This window comes from Pseudobacter sp. (assembly GCF_051955275.1).
Classification (GTDB): domain Bacteria; phylum Bacteroidota; class Bacteroidia; order Chitinophagales; family Chitinophagaceae; genus Pseudobacter.
Genome location: NZ_JBQCGW010000027.1, coordinates 1 through 20,759, shown reverse-complemented (window position 1 = coordinate 20,759; position 20,759 = coordinate 1). Strand labels below are relative to the sequence as shown.

Sequence of the window (20,759 nt, the reverse complement as noted above, 5' to 3'; positions counted from 1 at the left end):
CTGCATATGAAAAACTCCCGTCGCATTTTTCTGAAAAATACATCGGCGCTGGCCGCCGGTTTTGTGGCTATGCCCGCATTTGCCAACCTTTTTCCTGCAAAACAATTCTTTGAGATCTCACTGGCGCAATGGTCGCTGCACAAGGAATTTTTCAACAAGAAATATGATGCACTGGATTTTCCGGTGATCACCCGCAAACAGTTTGATATCGGCATTGTAGAGTATGTGAATACATTCTTCAAAGACAAGGCCACCGACAAAACATTCCTGAGCGCCCTGTTGCAGCGTTGCAAAGACAATAATGTAAAGAACCATCTGATCATGATCGATGGGGAAGGTGATCTGGGTAATCCCGATAACAATGAGCGCACGAAAGCCATCGAGAACCATTACAAATGGGTGGATGCTGCGAAGTTCCTGGGATGTAAGACCATCCGTGTGAATGCATACGGAAGGGGAAGCAGGGATGAAGTGAAAGCCGCTGCTATAGATGGTTTGAGCCGCCTTGGTGAGTTTGCCGGTAAATCGGGGCTCAATGTAATTGTAGAGAACCATGGCAGCTATTCTTCTGATGGAGACTGGCTCCTGTCTGTGATGCAGGGTGTGAACAGAAAGAATGTAGGCATCCTGCCCGACTTCGGTAATTTCTGTATCCGTCATGAGAACAATCAATGTGCGGAGGAGTATGATAAATATAAAGGTACCCAGATGTGGATGCCATATGCAAAAGGCGTCAGTGCAAAGACCTTTGATTTTGATGCTGAAGGAAATTGTATTGAAACCGATTACCCACGTATGATGAAGATCATCAAAGATTCCGGCTTCAAAGGTATCATTGGAGTGGAGTATGAGGGCGATAAGATCCCTGCGGAAGAAGGGATTAAGAAAACAAAAGAACTGCTGATCAAAACAGCCAAAGCAATATGAAGAAATTCTTCTTTTATAGTCTTTTGCAACTGATCTGCATTCAATTTACAAGAGCCCAGCAAAATGTGATACCCGGAGAGTTCCCTGATCCAAGTATCGTTGAAGTGAATGGTGCTTATTATGCCTGCGGATCTTCCAACGACTGGGGGCCGGTATTCCCGGTTTACAGGTCCACTGATCTTCGCCACTGGGCTTTTCTCAGCTATGTATTCAATGAGGCCCCTGCCTGGACCATCAACTCATATTGGGCGCCGGAGCTCTATTATCACAACGGGCAATTCTATTGTTACTATACGGCCAGAAGAAAGGATGGCATCTCCTGTATTGGCGTGGCCACCACAAAGAACATTGAGCAGGGATTCCAGGATAAGGGAGTGCTGGTGGAATGGGGCAATGAAGCGATCGATGCATTTGTATATAAAGAGAATGAAAAATTATTCATCACCTGGAAAGCTTATGGCCTTACACAGGGCAGGCCTATAGAAGTCCTGGGCTCAGAGCTCAGCGCCGATGGTCTTTCACTGAAAGGCGAAGCCTTTACCATTCTTACTGCCGAAAAGAACAGTTGGGAAGCAGGCGGTATTGAAGGGCAATGTGTGATAAAGAATAACGGTTATCTGTACATGCTGTATTCCGGCAACGGTTGTTGTGGCGGTGGGTGCAATTACCAGGTAGGCGTTGCCAGGGCAAAGACCATGAAGGGACCCTGGGAAAAATATTCGGGCAACCCATTGCTGCAATCAAATGACGACTGGAAATGCCCGGGACATGGCACAGCTTTGAAAACAAAGAATACATGGGCATACCTTTATCATGCCTATCCTGCACCAGGTTTCCCGTATCTTGGCAGAACGGCTTTGATGAGTGAGATGGAGTGGAATAAGAACGGATGGCCATCCTTCAAGCCTGTGCCCGCTGAAAAAAGGCAGGGAATACTGATGGGAAATATCCAGGATTCATTCAGTGCAGACAAACTGGCTCCATGGTGGCGGTACGATGTAGCGTCTTACAATTTCAAAGCATCGATAAAGGAAGGGGAACTTCATCTTACAGAAGAGAAGCGCAATGAAAAGAACAAGACAGGCACTGCGCTCTGTGTTAATCCATCCGTTGCTGATTTCAATATAAGCACAAAGGTCACAGGAAGGAATCAGGCACTGAAAGGACTGGTACTCTATGGTACAAATGCAAACAGCGTTGGCATAGGAGTGAAGCAGGATACGATTATAGTATGGAGTGTTAAAAACGGGGAGTACACAGAAATGAACAGGGCTGTTATACAAAACGCATCTGTTGTTTATCTTAAAGCAATGGTGACCGGAGCAAGGAATATGATCTTTTTCTACAGTACCGATAACAGAACCTGGGTGCCAGTTTCCGGAAATAAAAATGACACATCACCTGTGAATGCTGATCACCTGGGGTGGTGGTCATGGGGCATCAAAGCGGGCCTATTTGTAAAGACTGATCCTGTTACCGGGGATAACAATGCGGTGTTTGATGAATTCAACCTTCTCAATTATTCCTCTCCATCTTCAAATCCGGACCCAAAGAAAAAAGCCGGTCTGCTACCTGCAAACCGGCCATAGTCCTGATTATGATTCAATGTCTTACTTTATAGAATTTAGCAGCGAACAAAAAGATCACGAAGTAGCATAAGATCGGAAGATAGTAAGCTGTTGCCACATCCTTATCTGCTATCATGCCCATGAAATAAGGCATAACAGCGCCACCTACAACGCCCATGGAGATAAAGCTGGACGCCTGTTGTGTCCGCTTGCCAAGGTTCTTCAGCCCCAGGCTGAAAATAGTAGGGAACATGATGCTGAAGAAAAAGTTGATGGAGAAAAGCGCTGCATAAGAAACCCAGCCCCATTTCTGCGCAACCAGCACACAGGCAAGGATACTACCTATTGTAAATGCGGCAAGCAACTTGTTGGGTGCAATGAATTTCATCAGATATGTACCAATGAACCTGCCCAGGGCCATCATCAGCATGAATACCGCCAGATAGCTTCCTGCTTTCTCGTCACTGTATCCCATCACTTCATGGCCGTAATTGATAAAATATCCCCAGGTACCGGCTTGTGCTGCCACATTGAAGAATTGTGCGATAGCGGCCCAAACAAAATGGCGGTGCCTGATCAATGGCTTATCCGGTGCGGTATCCGCATTGGAGCTTTCGCTGTCAGCGGGGTCTTCGTGCGGGTTTGAGAGCGAGGGTACTTTCAGCAGAAGGAAACCAACGGCCACCAGCAGAATGAAAATACCAAGGCCTATGTACAGCATTTTTACTGAGTCAAGTTTGCCGTCACCGGTATTACCGGTAGTGGCTCTTAAGAGGAAGAAAGTGCCGATCACTGGCCCGATGATAGCGCCCACGGCATTGAAGGACTGTGCAAAGTTCACGCGCCTGTCGCTGGTTCGCTGATCCCCGAGTGCAGCTGCAAAAGGATGCGCCACAGTTTCCAGGGTAGCCATGCCACAGCCGAGAATGAAAAGCGCCACACGGAAATAACCGAATGAACCTGCATTGGCCGCTGGAACAAACAGGAAGGTGCCTCCTGCAAAAAGGATCAGTCCCAACAATACACCTGGTTTATAACCGAAACGTTTCATGAACAATCCCGCAGGAATGCTCATTACAAAATAAGCACCGAATACTGACATCTGTATAAGACCAGACTGGGCTTTGGAAACATCCAGTACGTTCTGGAAATGTTTATTCAGCACATCACTGATAGAATGCGCAATGCCCCAGAGCATGAAGAGAGAGGTAACAAAAGCGAAAACAAGAAAGAACTGTTTTTCTGTAAACCTGGGTTGGTTCATAGAGTTAGTTTAGAAGAGTTAGGCAAACGGTTGTTAGTGTCAATCACGGCTATGGCTCAGCACAACCCTAATATAAGCACCATTTTTTCTGGAAGAGCAATTTTCTTTATGTAACATAACCTGTCTTTTTCTTCTATCGCCCCCTTATTTATTTTATTCCTTTATAGCGGAATGCCCTTTCAGCCGTGACATAACTGGTAACAAAGCCTAAAACCAATACTGCCATGCGATTGCTACTGTGTTTTCTGTTATGCACCCTGATTATCACCGGATGCAAAAAGAATGACCTGGAAAACCAGGATTTCGAGAAGGCCATTCTCTTCTTCAGCGTGAAAGGCCAGATCGGTAAAACAGAGATCACGCGTAGCGTTGATGAAAGCAGGGTTAAGCTGGTAATGCCTTCCACAACAGACATGACAGCCGTTGTGCCTACCATTATGGTATCCGATGGTGCTACTATTGAGCCCGCTTCCGGGGAGCAGGTCAATTTTGCAACCAACAATAACAGTTACACGTATAAAGTAACATCAAAGAACGGGGCCACCCGAAACTGGGAAGTGGAAATCACCGTGATGGATAATACATACGACAGCCTGGTGCTGATTCCGAATACTGGCGAGTGGGATGACAGGCTGATGGTATTCCATGATACGGTGTACAATAACTTCCTCACCCGCTATACAGGCTGGAACGGTGGTGATGGTTGTGTTTCCATCCCTCTTCCCAACGGAAACGTGGTATGGTCATTCCAGGATAGTTTCTTTGGTGAAGTGCGGCCTGACAGGGCGCGTGTTGACAATGTATTTGTGCGGAATGCGGGTTTCATTCAACTGGGTAAATCAACCAGGCCGGAAAGCTATGTGCAGCTCAATCCAACTGGTGGCAATGGAAAGGCTGTCACCTGGGTTACTGTGCCAGGAGCCACCAATGGCGATGAAAAATTATACTGGGGCGGACCTGCACAGGTAGTGGGAAATGAAGTACAGATGGTAATGGGACAATTACACCTGATCAACAATGTGCTGGTGCATCAGTCAACCGATGTGGCCGTGTTCACGTTGCCTGATATGCAGCAGAAGGAAATCATCCAGAACAAATATACCGGCCAGCTTCCTTTTGATGCCAGTCTTTTCAAAGGCAGTGACGGATACACTTATATGTATACCACGCAGGCCTTTGGCATCTGTGCCTCTCATGTATTTGTGGCCCGGGCTGCCAATAATGATATCACCGGAACCTGGGAGTTCTACACTAAAACAGGCTGGAGCAGCAGCAATCCTGCTCCTGATGACCTGGCATCCATCCTGGAAGCAGATGCCACACAGCCAAATGTTTTCGAGAAAAATGGTAAATACTACCTGGTGTCTCAAACTACCTGTTATGGACTTGACATCAGGATCTGGGAGAGCAGCAGTCCAACAGGGCCATTCATCAATGGAAGGACCCTGTACCGCATCCCGGCTAAATATTCACTGCCTGAGTTCATTTCTTACAATGCCGTAGTGCATCATGCCATTTCCCGGCATGGGGAACTGGTGATCTCTTACAATATCAACCCTACGGATTTCTGGACCAATTTCAACAATCCCGGTAGTGCAGACAGGTACCGCCCCTACTTTGTGAGGGTGTTCAACTGGGAGTAATTGAAATGATGTAAATTGGGCGGTTGGTACCTGTGTGTAGCCAAATCTCACCTGCAAGTATGAAGGATAAACTAACTGCCCCATATGTTATTCCGTGCACTGCGCATGCTGTCAGAAAACTGCTTGCCTGCCTGGGAATATTGATCAGCTGCTGTATTATTTGCGGCAAGGCCCTGGCACAGGATGCTCCGAAGTTGCAGCAGGTGATTATCCATCTCACAGCCCGCAATAAACCACTTGATAAACTTCTGCAGGACATAGAAGCTCAAACGCAATTCCGTTTTGTGTACAACAGCGCAGAACTGAAAGCTGCAGGGCCAGTTACCATCAACCGCCGTAATATAAATGTTGAGCAGGCGCTTCGGGAATTGCTGCCTGCCAGCCTCGAGTTCCGCCAGCGGGGCTACAATATCCTGGTGCTGATCAGGGAAGAAACTGCTGTGCCTGAAACATCCAGGTACTTTCTTTCCAGTGGCAGGGTGGTGGATGTAAACGGCGAACCATTGCCCGGAGTAACGGTAACAGTCAAAAATTCCCGTAAAGCCACGGTTACCAATGAGCAGGGCAACTTTGTGATTAATGCAGCTAAAACTGACAGCTTTGAGATCACCTCGGTTGGTTTTGAAGATCTGGTGATTGCCGTTTCCGGTCAGCCGATGACTATTATTCTTCATCCATACAGAAGACAGGCATTGAATGATGTGATTGTGATCGGGTATGGACAATTACAGCGAAAGAAATTATCCACTGCTATTTCCACTGTAACAGGAACACAACTTTATGAGCGTGCCGCTTCCATGAATATTGTGGAAGCAATGGCCGGCAAAGTACCAGGGGCCAGCATCATGCTCAACTCCGGCAAACCAGGCAGCAGTCCTACCATCAAGATCAGGGGCACAGGCTCCATCAATGCTTCCAATAGTCCTTTGTTTGTGCTGGATGGCATAGTGGGGCTCGATCCCGCGCTGATTGATCCTAACATTATCCAGTCAGTTGACATACTCAAGGATGCAGCTTCCGCCGCCATCTATGGGTCCCGCGGAAGCAATGGTGTGATACTGATGACCAGTAAGCAGGGAGTGAAGAATAAATCGAATATCATTGTGGCCAATCGCGTCAGTATCGCCACCCTTGCCCGGGAAATTGATCTGCTGGACGCAAAGGGTGCATTGGAGATGATTGAAAGGCAGTATGCCTATGTGCCGGGAAGACTGGCGCCACATAAAGATCCCACTAATAATTTTCAGCGTAAAGAGGAATTGTTCTACCCTGACGGCACACCGCGATATAATATCAACTGGCAACGCGAAGCCACCCGCACAGCGCTATCCAACAACAGCTCGATTACATTTTCCGGCGGCAGGGAAAATATGACCAGCCTGGTGAATGTGTCCTATAAAAGGCAGGAGGGGATCATGATGAACAGCTCCTTACAGCAGATCAACCTGTTTGCAAACCTTGGTTGGGAAGTGAAGCCCTGGCTGCATCTCAAGACCATTCTGAATGGCGGCGGACTGCAATCCAGGAATGTGGATCTCAATTCACTTGGCTTCAATGCCATCCGCGAGATGTATGAGTACCTTCCTTTTATTCCGGTGAAATACAGCGATGGAAGCTACACGCGCAAGGGAGATTATCCGGGAGCGGAAAATTCCGAAAACCCCATCCGTTTGTTGAATGAAGTGAAATCTGTGACCGGCCAGACTTACGTGATGGGAAATATTTCCGGAACCATTCATCTCAATAAGCAACTGGACCTGGTGACCATCTTCAGCGGAACCCTTGGCGGTTCATACAATAACTATTATTCAGGAAAAGATGTGTTTGGGTTTTCCGATCTTCAGAATGGCATCGCGCAGCGCCTGAACGGCAATGCCGGATCCTGGAGCAATGAAGATTATCTCATGTACAACAGCCGCATTGGTAAACATAAATTCAACGCAGTTGCCGGAGCCAGCTGGTACTTCAATGTAGGCACAAGTACCTTTGCAGGTGCGGAAAATTTCTTCGATGATTTTTTCAGTTACAATAATCTCGGCGCAGGAACAGTGCGGCAAACGCCGGGTTCAGGCAGGCAGCAGAACCAGATGAATTCTTTCTTCACCCGTCTGCAATATGATTATGACAGCCGTTACCTGGCAGGCGCTTCGTTCAGGGTAGATGGCTCTTCCAGGTTTGGAGCAAATAACAAGTATGGATATTTTCCGGCCGTATGGTCATCCTGGCTGATTTCATCAGAACCATTCTTTCACCGGTTGCTTCCAACTGTAAATTACCTGAAACTCCGGGCCAGTCTGGGTGTTACCGGCAATGCAGAGATCGGCAACTATGCCACACTCAGCAGGCTTAATCCCACTCAGGTAGTCTTTGGGGGGCAGCAACAGCCTGCTGTTGTACTGGACAATCCGGGCAACAGGAACCTGAAATGGGAGCGTGGCCAGCAATTCAATATCGGTATCGATGCCAGCCTGCTCAATGACCGGCTGGCCATTACGGCGGAAGTCTATCGCCGCCGCACATTTGATCTGCTCTATCTGAAGCAACTGCCTGCTACCACTGGTTTCGGAGGGATCTATGATAATATAGGCTCCATCCGAAACCAGGGACTGGAGCTCAGCATACGGAGCAGGAATATTACAGTCCCTGACTTCAGCTGGACCACCGGTGTAAACTTCTTTTTCAACCGTTCCAAAGTGCTTCATCTCAATGGGGACATCATTTACAACTGGGCTGGCCGCATCATGGAAGGACAGCCCATCGATCAGTACTTTGGTTATTATCGCACCGGTGTTTGGAGCACCAGCGAAGCGGCGGCAGCCGCTGTGTATGGCCGCAAACCCGGGGATGTAAAATGGGCGGACAACAATAAAAGCAACAGCAAAGATGCGGGAGACAGGGTACCGCTTGGCAGCAAGATGCCACGTTACCAGTTTGATATCACCAACTCATTCACCAGCGGACCATTTAGTGTGTTTATTGACGTTAGTGGAATGATGGGGCATAAACTGGCAAATTTTTCCCGGTTTATCATGGAGAGCCATACCACCAGCGTAAGCAGCTTTGCCGGTATTCTGAATGCCTGGACTCCCCAGCATCAGCATACCAGCCTGGCACAACTCAGGCTTCAGTCGGACGGCGGAGAAAATGAGATGGACAATTACTACATTGAAGATGGATCGTTTGTGAGAGTGCGGAACATCGGCCTGAATTATGCATTTCAACCTGCATTACTGAAAAAGTTGCGGATGGAGAAATGTACTATCGGAGTAAATGCCGAGAACTATTTTCTTTTTACTAAATACAAGGGATTTGATCCTGAAACCACTTCTTTTGATGGGGATCTCAACCAGGGAGTGGATGTATATCAGTATCCCAAACCTAAAACCATTTCTCTGGTGATACAGGTTACATTTTAAGTAAATCAAATGAAGCAACTGGTAAACATATTAGTGATGCTGGCGGTGCTGTTCAGTGGTTCCTGTACTAAATTCCTGGAGGAAGATCCGGCAGGGTTTGTGACGCCGGATAAATACTATACCACGGAAGAACAGGTGCAGGCAGCTGTGAATGGAACATACGCAGGCCTGGATGATATCTTCACTACAGGCTTAGGTGTGTCTGTAAGCCCTTCGTTCCTGCTGGAATACCTCACGGGATACAGTTACCGGCAGCGGCCCTCCGATAATGCAGACAATGAATTTCTGCGCCTCGATCCAGTAGATCCGGCAAATCCCCACCTTGAACAGTGGTGGCGCGCTGTTTATTATCCGTTAGAGAACTGCAACAGCGTGATCGATAATTTATCCCGCACCACATTTCTGACAGAGGCTGCCAAAAAGAGGTATCTGGGAGAAGTGTATTTTCTCAGGGCATGGTATTACTTCCAGGGTGTTCGCCTTTTTGGCGACATTCCGTTGAAAACCACGCCAACAACAGATTTTACCAAAGTTCATATACCGAAGGCGAAACAGGAAGATATATACAGCCAGATTGTTGCTGACCTGAAAGTGGCTGAACAATCAGGACTTCCCTGGACAGATATTACCGGGCATGTGAGTAAAGGAGCAGTAAAATCTTTGCTGGCTAAGGTATACATCACAATGGCTGGCTATCCTTTAAAAAAGGGAAATGCTTTCTATCAGCTGGCATTTGATAAATCCCTTGAAGTGATCAACAGTAATGAGTTCTGGCTTTTCCCGTTGTATGAAGACCTTCGCAAAAATTCATTGAAAAATACTGCGGAGCATATATTCAGTCTGCAGCGGGATATGGTGATATCGGGTAATATGCTTCATTTTGTGGTCATGCCGTTTCCGGATCTTCCGATCTCTATTCAACCTGCGTATGGTGGCGCTCTGGCTCCAAGGATAGAATTTTACAATTCGTATGCAGCGGGAGACCGCCGGAAAGATGAGCAGGTGTTCTTCTTCACGAAATATCCGGAGTTCAATAACCCAGCCAGTATAATTCAGTTGCCAGCGCCGCTTATATTCAAATATTGGGACGACCAGGCGGAGCAAACGGGCAAAACCGGGCAGAACTTTACGTACCTGCGTTATGCCGATCTGTTACTGCTTTGTGCAGAGGCAAGAGCCATGATGGATGGAGGAACCACCAACCATGCGGCAGCGATCGATGCCTGGTTTGAAGTGCATCATCGTGCATTTCCCACAAGTGTAAAACCGGTGCAGTTACCGCTTACTGAAATATTAAAAGAGCGATTCTGGGAGTTGAGTTATGAATGGCAAACCTGGTTTGACATGATCCGCACCCGCAAGGCATTGAACACCACTACTTCACAGGTAGTTGATCTGATCGGTTACAAAGCGCCGAATCATGTAAATCCATTTGCAAACCGGGATCTGCTGCTGCCCATACCATTGAGTGAGGTACAGAAAAACCCTTTGCTCAAGTAGAGCGCTTCAGATACTTTTGCATAGGAATAGCTAATAAAATCCTGCATGGAAAAAGAACAGTTACAAAAATTGATCGATAAGGTACTCAGTGGCCGGGCCTCCGCTCAGGAAGAGCAGGAGCTTGACCAATGGTATGCTTCGCAGGATGCAGCACAGGGCTTCACAGAGGGTTTGGATGCCCAGGGAAAAAATGTACTGGGCTCACAGCTGTTCCGCAATATCGAACAGCGCATTCAAGCGGAAGAAATTCAGGAAGCACCTGTCCATCAGTTGACTGCCCCCAGCCACCGCAAATGGTGGATTGCAGCCGCAGTTGTACTGTTACTGGGTATTGGTGGATTCTATTATTTCAACGGTAAGCCGGCAGGGCAGGTACTGGCCAGTGTGTGGCAGGAATATAAAACAACCAATGAAGTAAAGGAGTTGATCCTTCCGGATGGTTCCAGGATCTGGCTGAATGCCGGATCAGGCATCCGGTATGATACAGCCTTCGTAAGCGGCAGACGCGAAATCTGGCTGCAGGGCGAAGCTTATTTTGATGTGGCACAGATGGAATCAAAACCCTTTCTGGTGCATACCAGCCATATCACTACACTGGTGCTGGGCACCGCATTCAATATAGACGCGTACGAACCTGCGAGTAATATCACCGTAACTGTAAAGGACGGAAAAGTAGCAGTCAGTGATTCAATAAAAATCCTGACCCAGCTGGTGGCCAATCAACGCATCATATGCAAGACCGATGGCAGCTTCCGGAAAGACACTGCCATATCCAGCGATATGATGGCCTGGACCAGCGGTCAGCTTGTATTCCGCGATATGAAATTCAGTGAAGTGGCAAAACGCCTGGAAAGGAAATTTGGTGTTGAGCTCATCTTCCGCGATGCAAGTATCGGCAACTGTTCCATTACTGCCAGCTTCACAGAGACCACTACTTTACGTGATATCCTGGAAATGCTTGCCCTCACCAATGGCAGCGTGATCAAAACAGGACAGAACCCAAACCAGTATTTTATTTCCGGCAAGAAGCAATGTAAGTAAACACCGGCGCTTTCCGCGGACATAGCGGTGCAGCGTTCCTGATGTGACAATATAGTTGTATGAAAAAACTATTCCACATCAGGCAGCTATGTTATTGCTTACTGTTCAGTTGCGTAGTCAACAATACAGCTGCTCAGAAAGGCGGGCTGGTGCAGTATGTTAACACACTCCAGGGCACAGATTCAAAATTTGAACTGAGCTGGGGCAATACCTATCCCACCACTGCTTTGCCTTATGGTATGCATACCTGGGCGCCACAAACGGGCAAGAATGGCGAAGGTTGGAAATACCAGTATTCGGTCAATACCATCCGCGGGTTTCAGCAGGCGCACCAGTGCAGCCCCTGGGTGAGTGATTACGGCGTGTTTTCACTCATGCCAGTGCTCAATACACTGGTAGTGGACCAGGATAAGCGCGCCTCTTCTTTCTCTCATGCCAATGAAACGGCCAAACCACATTATTACAAAGTAAAATTCGATAACGGCATCACTTCAGAGTTATCACCCACCGAAAGAGGTGCGCACCTGCGTTTCAGTTTTCCTAAAGGAAAGAATGCATTCCTGGTGATTGATGGTTACACCAAACAAAGTAAGGTGACCATTCTTCCTGCTGAGCGCAGGATCATCGGGTATGTAAACAACCAGCGCTTTGCACCAGAAAGTTTCAAATGCTATTTCGTGATCCAGTTTGATCAGCCCTTTGAACTGTCCGGCACCTGGGAGAACAGGAACAATACAGTAAAGCCCGGAGCGTTGAGTGCCGAAGGCGATGGAGCAGGTGCTTACATTCAATTTAAAAAAGGAGCTACAGTACAGGCCAGGGTTGCCAGTTCTTATATCAGTGCAGAACAGGCACAGATCACCTGGGATCGTGAACTGGGGGCTCATAAAAGCCTGGAGCAGACCAGAGACGCAGCGGCTGCTGTCTGGAATAAACTCCTTGGCCGTGTGCTGGTGGAAGGCGGTACCGAAGAACAGAAAGCAACATTCTACAGCTGCCTGTTCCGCGCTAATCTTTTCAGCCGCCAGTTCTTTGAATACGACAAAGATGGCAAGCCCTGTTACTGGAGCCCTTACGATGCCAAAGTGCATACAGGCTATATGTATACCGATAATGGGTTCTGGGATACATTCCGTTCACAGTTCCCGCTCACGAATATCCTGCATCCCACTATGCAAGGGCGCTACATGCAGGCGTTGCTGGATGCACAGCAGCAATGCGGCTGGTTGCCCAGCTGGTCTTTTCCCGGAGAAACGGGTGGTATGGTAGGCAATCATTCCATTTCCCTGCTGACGGATGCCTGGGTGAAAGGAATCCGCAGTTTCAATCCGGATTCTGCACTGAAGGCCTATGCACATGAAGCCATGAACAAAGGCCCATGGGGAGGCGCCAACGGAAGAGCGGGCTGGAAACAATACTGGCAACTGGGTTTTGTGCCCTATCCTGAATCTGAAGGAAGCACCGCGCAAACCCTGGAATATGCTTATGATGATTTCTGCGCCTGGCAACTGGCAAGAATGACAGGCAATAAATTCTATGAAGAAATCTTTGCCCGCGTTATGTACAATTACAGAAATGTATTTGATTCCACCACCGGTTTCATGCGTGGCCGCCGGAATGACGGCAGCTGGAAACCAGGCTTCGATCCCTATGTATGGGGTGGCCCTTACACGGAAGGAAATGCCTGGCATTACAACTGGTCAGTTTTCCATGATGTGCAGGGGCTGATCAATCTTACGGGTGGTGATCAAAAATTCACCGATAAGATTGATTCTGTATTCACGGTTTCCAACACAGTAAAATATGGCACATACGGTACGGAGATCCATGAAATGAAGGAGATGGTTTTAGCAGGAATGGGACAATATGCACATGGCAATCAGCCTATCCAGCATATGATATATCTGTACAGCTATGCTGGTCAACCCTGGAAAACACAATACCATGTTAGGCAGGTGATGGAGAAACTGTACAATTCTTCCGAAAAAGGATTTCCGGGAGATGAAGACCAGGGCGGCATGTCATCCTGGTACGTGTTGAGTGCTCTGGGAATTTACAGTGTGTGTCCGGGTACCGATCAATACGTACTTGGCAGCCCTCTATTCCCTAAAGTAACGCTCACTCTTGAGAATGGAAAGCAGTTTGTTATAGAAGCCAACAACAATAACAAAGAGAACCTGTACATCCGGTCGGCCACGCTGAATGGTGCACTGCATACAAAAAACTATATCACCTATAAAGATATCGTTGAGGGTGGCATCCTCCGGTATGAAATGGGTAGCCAGCCGGACAAGCAGCGAGGTATAACCGAAAAAGACAGGCCATTTTCCCTTTCCGCACCTAACCAGTAAATCAGTCATGTTCAAATCAAAATTCACCGCATTATTAGTGGCGATGGCAGCTGCATCCGCCATGGCTCAGACGCGCCAGTCGCTCAACAGTGATAAAGTTCAATGGATGCTTACGCCCCAATCCGCAATAGGTAAGGACAGTGTGCAGTTATATGCTCCGGGCTACAATACCGGTACCTGGGTGAAAGCCGTGGTGCCGGGTGCTGTATTCACTTCTTATGTGGAAGCCGGATTGGAAAAGGATCCCAATTTCGGCGACAATATCTACCAGGCAGATAAATCGAAATACAACCAGAATTTCTGGTACAGAACAGAATTGGAAATCGCAAAGCCTGCAGGGCAAAGAATATGGCTTAACCTGGAAGGCATCAACCGGAAGGGAGAAGTATTTTTCAATGGGGTGAGGCTCGGACTGCTGGATGGATTCATGCATCGTGGCAGGTTTGATATCACGGGGCTGGTTCAATCCGGTAAGAAGAATGTGCTGGCTGTGCTGGTAAACTGGCCTACCCTGCCTGTGCCCAATCTTGCCAGCCCTACTTATATTTCAAGTGATGGCTGGGACTGGATGCCATCTGTGCCCGGGCTGCTGCAGGGCATTACAGACGATGTATATCTGACAACAACAGGAGGCGTAACGCTTGTTGATCCCTGGGTGCGTACGGATCTTACCAAAGAAAAAGATGGACTGATAAGTCTTTCCCTTGATCTTACCAATAATAATGATAAGGAGGAGAAGGGTATTATAACAGGCACTATCCAGCCAGGAAATATCAGTTTCAGCCGGAAGCTCAATATCAAAGCCGGGCAGACTATCCAACAATTTTTCGACACTGCCGTGTTCAAGCAGTTGCTTATAAAGAATCCAAAGCTCTGGTGGCCTAACGGTTATGGAGATCCGGATTTGTATACCCTTGATCTGTCCTTTGCCGTTGATGGAAAAGTATCTGACAGCAGGCAGCTAAAATTCGGGATCCGGAAATTCAGCTACGATACGCTGGGCAGCGTGCTGCATATCAGTGTGAATGGGGAAAGGATCTTTATCAAAGGAGGCAACTGGGGCATGAGTGAATACCTGCTCCGCTGCCGTGGGGAGGAATATGATCTGAAAATGAAATTGCACCAGGAGATGAATTACAATATGGTGCGCAACTGGATCGGTTCTGTAACGGATGAAGAGTTCTATGACGCCTGCGACCGTTACGGTATTATGGTCTGGGATGATTTCTGGCTCAATTCGCATCCCAATCTTCCCACAGACCTTTTTGCCTTCAATCACAATGCAGTGGAAAAGATCAAACGCTTGCGCAATCATGCAAGCATTGCCCTCTGGTGTGGTGATAACGAAGGTTACCCGATGCCGCCACTCAATGGCTGGCTTCGCGAGAACGTCAAAACCTTTGATGGAGGTGATCGCTGGTATCATGCCAACTCTCATTCCGATGCATTGACGGGCAGCGGACCCTGGGTGAATTTTCATCCCAAATGGTACTTTACCAAATACCCTGGTGGTTTCGGCGGAAACGCGGGCTGGGGGCTGCGTACGGAAATAGGTACAGCGGTGTTCACCAACTTTGAGAGCTTTCAGAAATTTATGCCGCAGGACAAATGGTGGCCCAGGAATGATATGTGGGACAAGCATTTCTTCGGCAAGTCTGCTTTCAATGCAGGCCCTGATAATTATATGAGCACCATTAACAAGAGTTATGGTGAGGCCACAGGAATTGAGGACTTCTGCCGGAAAGCGCAATTGGTTAACCTGGAGACCAACAAGGCTATGTATGAAGGATGGCTGCATAATATGTGGGATGATGCATCCGGCATCATGACCTGGATGAGCCAGAGTGCTTATCCCTCCATGGTTTGGCAGACTTACGATTATTACTATGATCTTACCGGTGCATATTTTGGCGTGAAGAAGGCTTGTGAGCCTGTTCATATCCAATGGAGTTATGCCGATAATTCAGTAAAGGTGATCAATACCACGCTGAATAAGCTTGCTGATGTAAACGCCAGGGCCATCGTGTACACACTGGATGGCAAAGAAGCGGCGCAATACGGGAAGCGGGTAACGCTTGATGCAGCTGCCAATGCAGCCACTCCCTGCTTCGATATCAATTTCAGCATCGACAATCTTGCCTACAAAGTAAAAGCGGTAGCGAGTTCTTTCTCCCCTGAAGCCGGCGATGCCAATGCCGTATCAGATGGAAGCAGCGGCAGCCGCTGGAGCAGTAATTATACTGATCATGAGTGGGTGTATGTTGATCTGGGAGAGAAGAAGGAAATAGCAGCCATTACGCTCAACTGGGAATCGGCATACGCGAAAGCTTACAAGATCCAGCTGTCTGATGACGCTGTTAACTGGATAGATGTGTACAGCACAGATAGCGGGCAGGGTGGAGTTGACCAGATCAATATCAAACCACAGTTTACCCGCTATGTGAAGATGCAGGGCGTTCGCCGGTCTTCAACATGGGGCTATTCCCTTTATGATTTTGAAGTATATGGCCGCAACCGCAGCAATGCACTCCAGGAAATGCAGTTCATCAAACTGCAGTTGACTGATCAGGAGGGTAAAATTCTTTCTGATAATTTTTACTGGAGGAGCAATAAACCGGCGGACTATACGGCACTCAACAAACTTCCCAAAGCCTCGCTCAAAACCAGTTCCATTGCCCGTAAGGAAGGTTCCAGGACTATTGTGGAGGCAACTGTAAGCAATAAAGGGAAAGGGGTGGCCTTTGCTGTGCGGGTGCAGGCGCTCGATGCTGCAACAGGAAAACAGATCCTGCCTGCGATCATGAACGACAATTATTTCACCCTGCTGAAAGGGGAATCCAGGAAGGTTGAAATCAGTTTTGATACGGCATTGTTGCCGGATGGTAAGTACAGATTGCTGGTAGAGCCTTACAACAAATAATGTGTTTATATCAAATGATCCGGAGCCGGGACTAAGTTTCCGGCTTCTTTTTTTTATTGATGGCGGTAGTGCTTTGCCCATGTGACATATAAATACGAATCATAGCTTGCTTATGACAAAATTGAAATTAACTGCCAGCCTGGCCCTGTTTACTTTGGCCCTGGCCTGCAATAAAGGAGAATTCCTTGACAAGACTGCCACTACCGATCTGGACGAGCGTGCTGTTTTTTCTGACAGTGCCCGCACAATGGAATTCCTTACTGGTATCTATGCTGATATTGCTTACAGCTTCAATCCGTTCCGCTTTGGAAACGGAGGTGGGCTGGAATCTGCTTCAGACGAGGCGGAGGGAGGCGGTAGTAACAGTTCCAACGGTTATACGCAGTGGGCCGTTGGTTCCATCAATTCCAATTCCTTTTCTGTGGGCGATGCCTGGAATACTTCCTATGCCAATATCCGTCGTACCAATATCTTCTTTAAAAATCTTCCCGGATCTCCGCTCACAGGTAATCTGAAAAAGAATACGAAAGCGGAAGCCCGTTTTCTCCGCGCCTGGTATTATTTCAACCTGGTAAAGCATTATGGCGGTGTACCACTTGTTGGCGATACCATCTATACAGGGGAAACACCCATACGTGTGGAGCGCAGGTCTTTCCAGGATTGCATCAGTTATATCATCTCTGAGCTCGATACAGCTATTCCTGATCTGCTGCCAGTGCAGTTCAGCAATAACTATGGCAGGATCACCGAAGGTGCGGCACGGGCGCTGAAGGCGCGCGTACTGCTGTATGCGGCCAGCCCGCTGTTCAATGGCGGACAGGTAGCTACGGCAGAGCCCCTGCGTTCTGTAACAGGTTACGTGGCAGCAGATCCTGACCGCTGGAGACTGGCTGCTGAAGCAGCAAAGGAGGTGATAGACATGAACCTGTACAAACTGAATGAAGACAATAACACAGCGCCTGGTTATGGCTTTTACAAGTTGTTTACGCTTCGCAAGAATGATGAGCATATCCTGCAGGGCATGCGCAATAAGAACAGGGAACTGGAAGCATGGTGGCTGCCTCCCAGCAGAAATGGAGGCGATGGCGCCAAACCAACCAAAGAGCTGGTGGATGCATTTCCTATGAAGAACGGCAAGCCCATCACGGATAATACTTCTGGTTACAATGCCGCCAATCCCTATATCGATCGCGATCCGCGTTTCAACTACAGCATCATACACAATGAGTCGATGATCTGGCTCAATGGAGGTCCCAAACAACCTGTGTATACTTATGTGGGTGTTCCCCAGGATGCTATTTATACCGGTACTTCCACCGGTTACTATATCAACAAGATGTTACAGGATGATGTGGTATCCAACAATTTCACAGAAACAGAACGTTGCTTCCCGCTCATCCGCTATGCGGAAGTGCTGTTGAATTATGCTGAAGCTTTGAATGAATGGCAGGGGCCCGAGCCGGATGTGTATGCTGCTGTGGAAGCCATCCGTAAGAGAGCAGGACTCAATCCGTTTACCTTACCTGCTAACCTCAGTAAAGAGCAGATGCGGGAAGTGATCCGTGCGGAACGCCGTGTGGAACTGGCTTTTGAGGAGCACAGGTTCTGGGACGTGCGCCGCTGGAAGATTGCGCCACAGACTGACAATAAAACCATGCATGGTACGGAGATCACCAGAAACGGAAGCACTTATACTTATCAGACCATCAATGTAAGGCCGCATGTGTTCCGAGATGCCATGTATCTCTGGCCGCTGCCGCAGAGCGAGCTCTCCAAATCTCCTGAGCTCCTGCAAAACCCCGGTTGGTAAACATCACAGAATAAAAGATATCACCATGAAAAAATGGACCAAGATACTGATGGCTTCACTGGCGCTGATTGTGCTGGTAACAGCCGCCTGCCAGAAGGAAAAAGAGCTGGTGTTCACGGAAGCCGCCAAGCCGCTGACAGGCAGCTGGAGGATCGTGAAAGTAGTGCGTAACGGGGAAGAGCTGACCAACCGGTTCAACTTTGCCGCCTTCAGAATCAGCTTTACTGAAAACGCCTATTCCATTACCAACCCTGTACCCTTTGTGGTCAGTAAAAACGGTAAATGGCAGTTCGATGATCCGCAATACCCGATGGAGCTTTCATTCACACCCGATGGCGGCAGCGCCGTAAAACCTACATTCCGTTACCCGGTAGTGAAAGGCAAAAGAAGCCTGGTGCTGCTGTTCAGTCCGGGATGTGAGCAGAACAATTACGAATACACACTTGAACCACTGCAATAGCATAAACACAGCATCATGAAACGATTGCTTCAAAAAAAGAATGTCAAACAACTGTTCATAGTAGCAGTGGTGGTGGCCATTGTAGTGGCCAGCTGTATCGAGATCCGTGGTGTTGACCAGCCACTGACTGTAAAAGCAGGGGATACGCTGACTGTTCAGGTGAAAGCCTGGATGGACCCCTACTGGAATCAGCCACAAAGCCGCCTTATTATCGGCTTCCTCGCTCCCAAGAGCTGGAATGCGCGCCAGAACATGCGGATGTTCTACACCAGTGCATTTGCCAACGGAACCATGAGCCCCGTATCTGGCAACGCCACGCCACTCAATTCCAGCCAGAAATGGCCGGAAGCCATTATGGAGCGCGTGGGCATCGGCGGTAACTATATCAATGACCTCGAATGGATCGTGTACCAGTCTGATCAGGCTTTTGATATGAGTGATATCGCCGAGATCAATGCCACTGTTACCATCAAGGTAAAAACAGGACCTGAAAACCTGCGCGTGAAACTGGGATACTTCAGTGCATCCAGTGCCCAGGAACTCAGTGAGCCAAAATTCTATGGCAAATGGTTCACCAGCTGTCTTGATGTAACGGACGGGGCAGGTGAGCTCATAGATTTCTGCAGCCCGCAGATCAGTGCGGTTCAGCCTTCAACGGCAACAGACAATGATATCATTACCCTTAAGTATGATGAAGATGCCATCGATACGGACCTGAGTGGAGCGGATAAAGTGTTTCTCTGTGCCAAAGCATACACCACCAATGGAGAAATGATTGAAGTGTGCAGCCAGCAGGATGTTTCTGCCCTCACGGCACTGGGTGGCAAGAAGTGGAGGATCGATCTGTGGCCCAGAGCTTATTTCAACCTGCAGGAAACGCAGAAGCTCGACAGGATTGAATATTACTACACGGATATCACCGGCACAAAGAAGGTATTGAAACAAGGCAATACCGGTGATCCGTTTGTATTCAAATTCCGTTGCCCCTGACAGCCAATGATCAGGGTTATAACCAAACTACCATCGCTAAATCAATAAATATGTTTGCCAGCTGTAAAAATATTGTAAGGGTGTGTTGCTTTTTGCTGCTCCTGCTGCCTGTGGCACTGCAGGCGCAGGAAAATACAACTGCCATCAAAGGCAAAGTGCTGGACAATTTCGGTCATCCGCTGCCAGGCGCCCGTATTGGCGTTCACCAATCAGGTAGTTGGGTTTTGACCAATGGCGAAGGCCGCTTCAGTATCGATGCTGTTCCCGGCAATATCCTGGTAGTGTCTCATCCGGCTTACCTGATTGCTGAAACTAAGGTGCAGGACGGTGCAGAACTCAGCATCAGGCTGGCGGCACGCTCATTACCTGCTCCTGGTTCCTCACCCTTCGTTACTGATACTATTGTGCCGCTTGGCAGAACTATCAGTAAAATGAATGTGCTGTACGGAGAGAAGAATATCAGGACTGCTCTCGGTGCCACATCAACTATCTACACAGATCAGTTGACCACAACACCTGCTTCTTTGTATGCCTATGCTTTGCCAGGCCGGCTGGCCGGTCTTTTCACGAAGCAGGGCAATGGCTGGGGCTCACTTTCTTCAGCATCCATCACGCAGGGAGAGCTCCTGTTCAATGTGCCCAATCAATCGCTGATCGGCGCTACCGGTTCAAGCGATAACAGTGAAATATTCTTCTCGCTGCGCGGACAGGGACCGGTTACTGTGATCGACGGTGTGCAGCGTGATATTTTCGCGCTGGACCCTGAAACCATCGAATCCATCTCCGTACAGAAGGATGCGCTCTCTTCCATTCTGCTCGGTCAGAAAAGCTCGCGAGGCGTGTTGCTGGTGACCACTAAAAAGCCATTG

At 48.2% G+C, this 20,759-nt stretch carries 13 protein-coding genes; 12 read left to right on the top strand and 1 reads right to left on the bottom strand.

Annotated features, from left to right (window positions below; genetic code table 11):
* Positions 1-6 precede the first annotated feature (6 nt).
* On the top strand, positions 7-927 hold the full coding sequence (locus tag ACTHMC_RS03110; RefSeq protein ID WP_440410735.1) for a sugar phosphate isomerase/epimerase family protein: 921 nt from the start codon (positions 7-9) through the stop codon (positions 925-927).
* Positions 924-2,516: a family 43 glycosylhydrolase gene (locus tag ACTHMC_RS03105; RefSeq protein ID WP_440410733.1), complete on the top strand. Its 1,593-nt coding sequence runs from the start codon at positions 924-926 to the stop codon at positions 2,514-2,516. The genes ACTHMC_RS03110 and ACTHMC_RS03105 overlap by 4 nt, the downstream gene beginning before the upstream one ends.
* A gap of 13 nt (positions 2,517-2,529) precedes the next feature.
* Here ACTHMC_RS03105 and fucP read toward each other — a convergent pair whose 3' ends face one another.
* Positions 2,530-3,759 carry an L-fucose:H+ symporter permease gene (fucP, locus tag ACTHMC_RS03100; RefSeq protein WP_440410731.1) on the bottom strand — a complete coding sequence of 410 codons (1,230 nt, stop codon included), beginning with the start codon at positions 3,757-3,759 and terminating at the stop codon, positions 2,530-2,532.
* A gap of 224 nt (positions 3,760-3,983) precedes the next feature.
* On the opposite strand from fucP, the gene ACTHMC_RS03095 reads away from it, so the two are divergent.
* The 10 genes from ACTHMC_RS03095 to ACTHMC_RS03050 form a co-directional block, all read left to right on the top strand.
* On the top strand, positions 3,984-5,402 hold the full coding sequence (locus tag ACTHMC_RS03095) for a DUF5005 domain-containing protein (protein WP_440410729.1): 1,419 nt from the start codon (positions 3,984-3,986) through the stop codon (positions 5,400-5,402).
* Between the two features lie 59 nt (positions 5,403-5,461).
* Positions 5,462-8,818 carry a SusC/RagA family TonB-linked outer membrane protein gene (locus ACTHMC_RS03090; protein WP_440410727.1) on the top strand — a complete coding sequence of 1,119 codons (3,357 nt, stop codon included), beginning with the start codon at positions 5,462-5,464 and terminating at the stop codon, positions 8,816-8,818.
* 9 nt (positions 8,819-8,827) lie between these two features.
* Complete coding sequence (locus ACTHMC_RS03085; RefSeq protein ID WP_440410726.1) at positions 8,828-10,318, top strand: RagB/SusD family nutrient uptake outer membrane protein; 1,491 nt, start codon at positions 8,828-8,830, stop codon at positions 10,316-10,318.
* Positions 10,319-10,363: 45 nt separating this feature from the next.
* A complete protein-coding gene (locus tag ACTHMC_RS03080) occupies positions 10,364-11,359 on the top strand; it encodes a FecR domain-containing protein (protein ID WP_440410725.1) in 996 nt (331 codons plus the stop codon).
* Between the two features lie 59 nt (positions 11,360-11,418).
* The gene (locus ACTHMC_RS03075) at positions 11,419-13,710 is read left to right on the top strand and encodes a GH92 family glycosyl hydrolase (RefSeq protein WP_440410724.1); all 2,292 of its coding nucleotides are present in this window, start codon (positions 11,419-11,421) and stop codon (positions 13,708-13,710) included.
* 7 nt (positions 13,711-13,717) lie between these two features.
* Positions 13,718-16,630, top strand: coding sequence for a discoidin domain-containing protein (locus tag ACTHMC_RS03070; RefSeq protein ID WP_440410723.1), 2,913 nt, complete (start codon positions 13,718-13,720; stop codon positions 16,628-16,630).
* A 112-nt stretch (positions 16,631-16,742) separates the two neighbouring features.
* Positions 16,743-18,440 carry a RagB/SusD family nutrient uptake outer membrane protein gene (locus ACTHMC_RS03065; protein ID WP_440410722.1) on the top strand — a complete coding sequence of 566 codons (1,698 nt, stop codon included), beginning with the start codon at positions 16,743-16,745 and terminating at the stop codon, positions 18,438-18,440.
* A 25-nt stretch (positions 18,441-18,465) separates the two neighbouring features.
* Complete coding sequence (locus ACTHMC_RS03060; RefSeq protein WP_440410721.1) at positions 18,466-18,900, top strand: DUF5004 domain-containing protein; 435 nt, start codon at positions 18,466-18,468, stop codon at positions 18,898-18,900.
* A 15-nt stretch (positions 18,901-18,915) separates the two neighbouring features.
* Positions 18,916-19,890, top strand: a complete 975-nt coding sequence (locus ACTHMC_RS03055; protein ID WP_440410719.1) for a DUF4961 domain-containing protein — start codon at positions 18,916-18,918, stop codon at positions 19,888-19,890.
* A 50-nt stretch (positions 19,891-19,940) separates the two neighbouring features.
* A partial coding sequence (locus ACTHMC_RS03050; protein ID WP_440410717.1) for a TonB-dependent receptor plug domain-containing protein occupies positions 19,941-20,759 on the top strand: 819 nt, incomplete at its 3' end.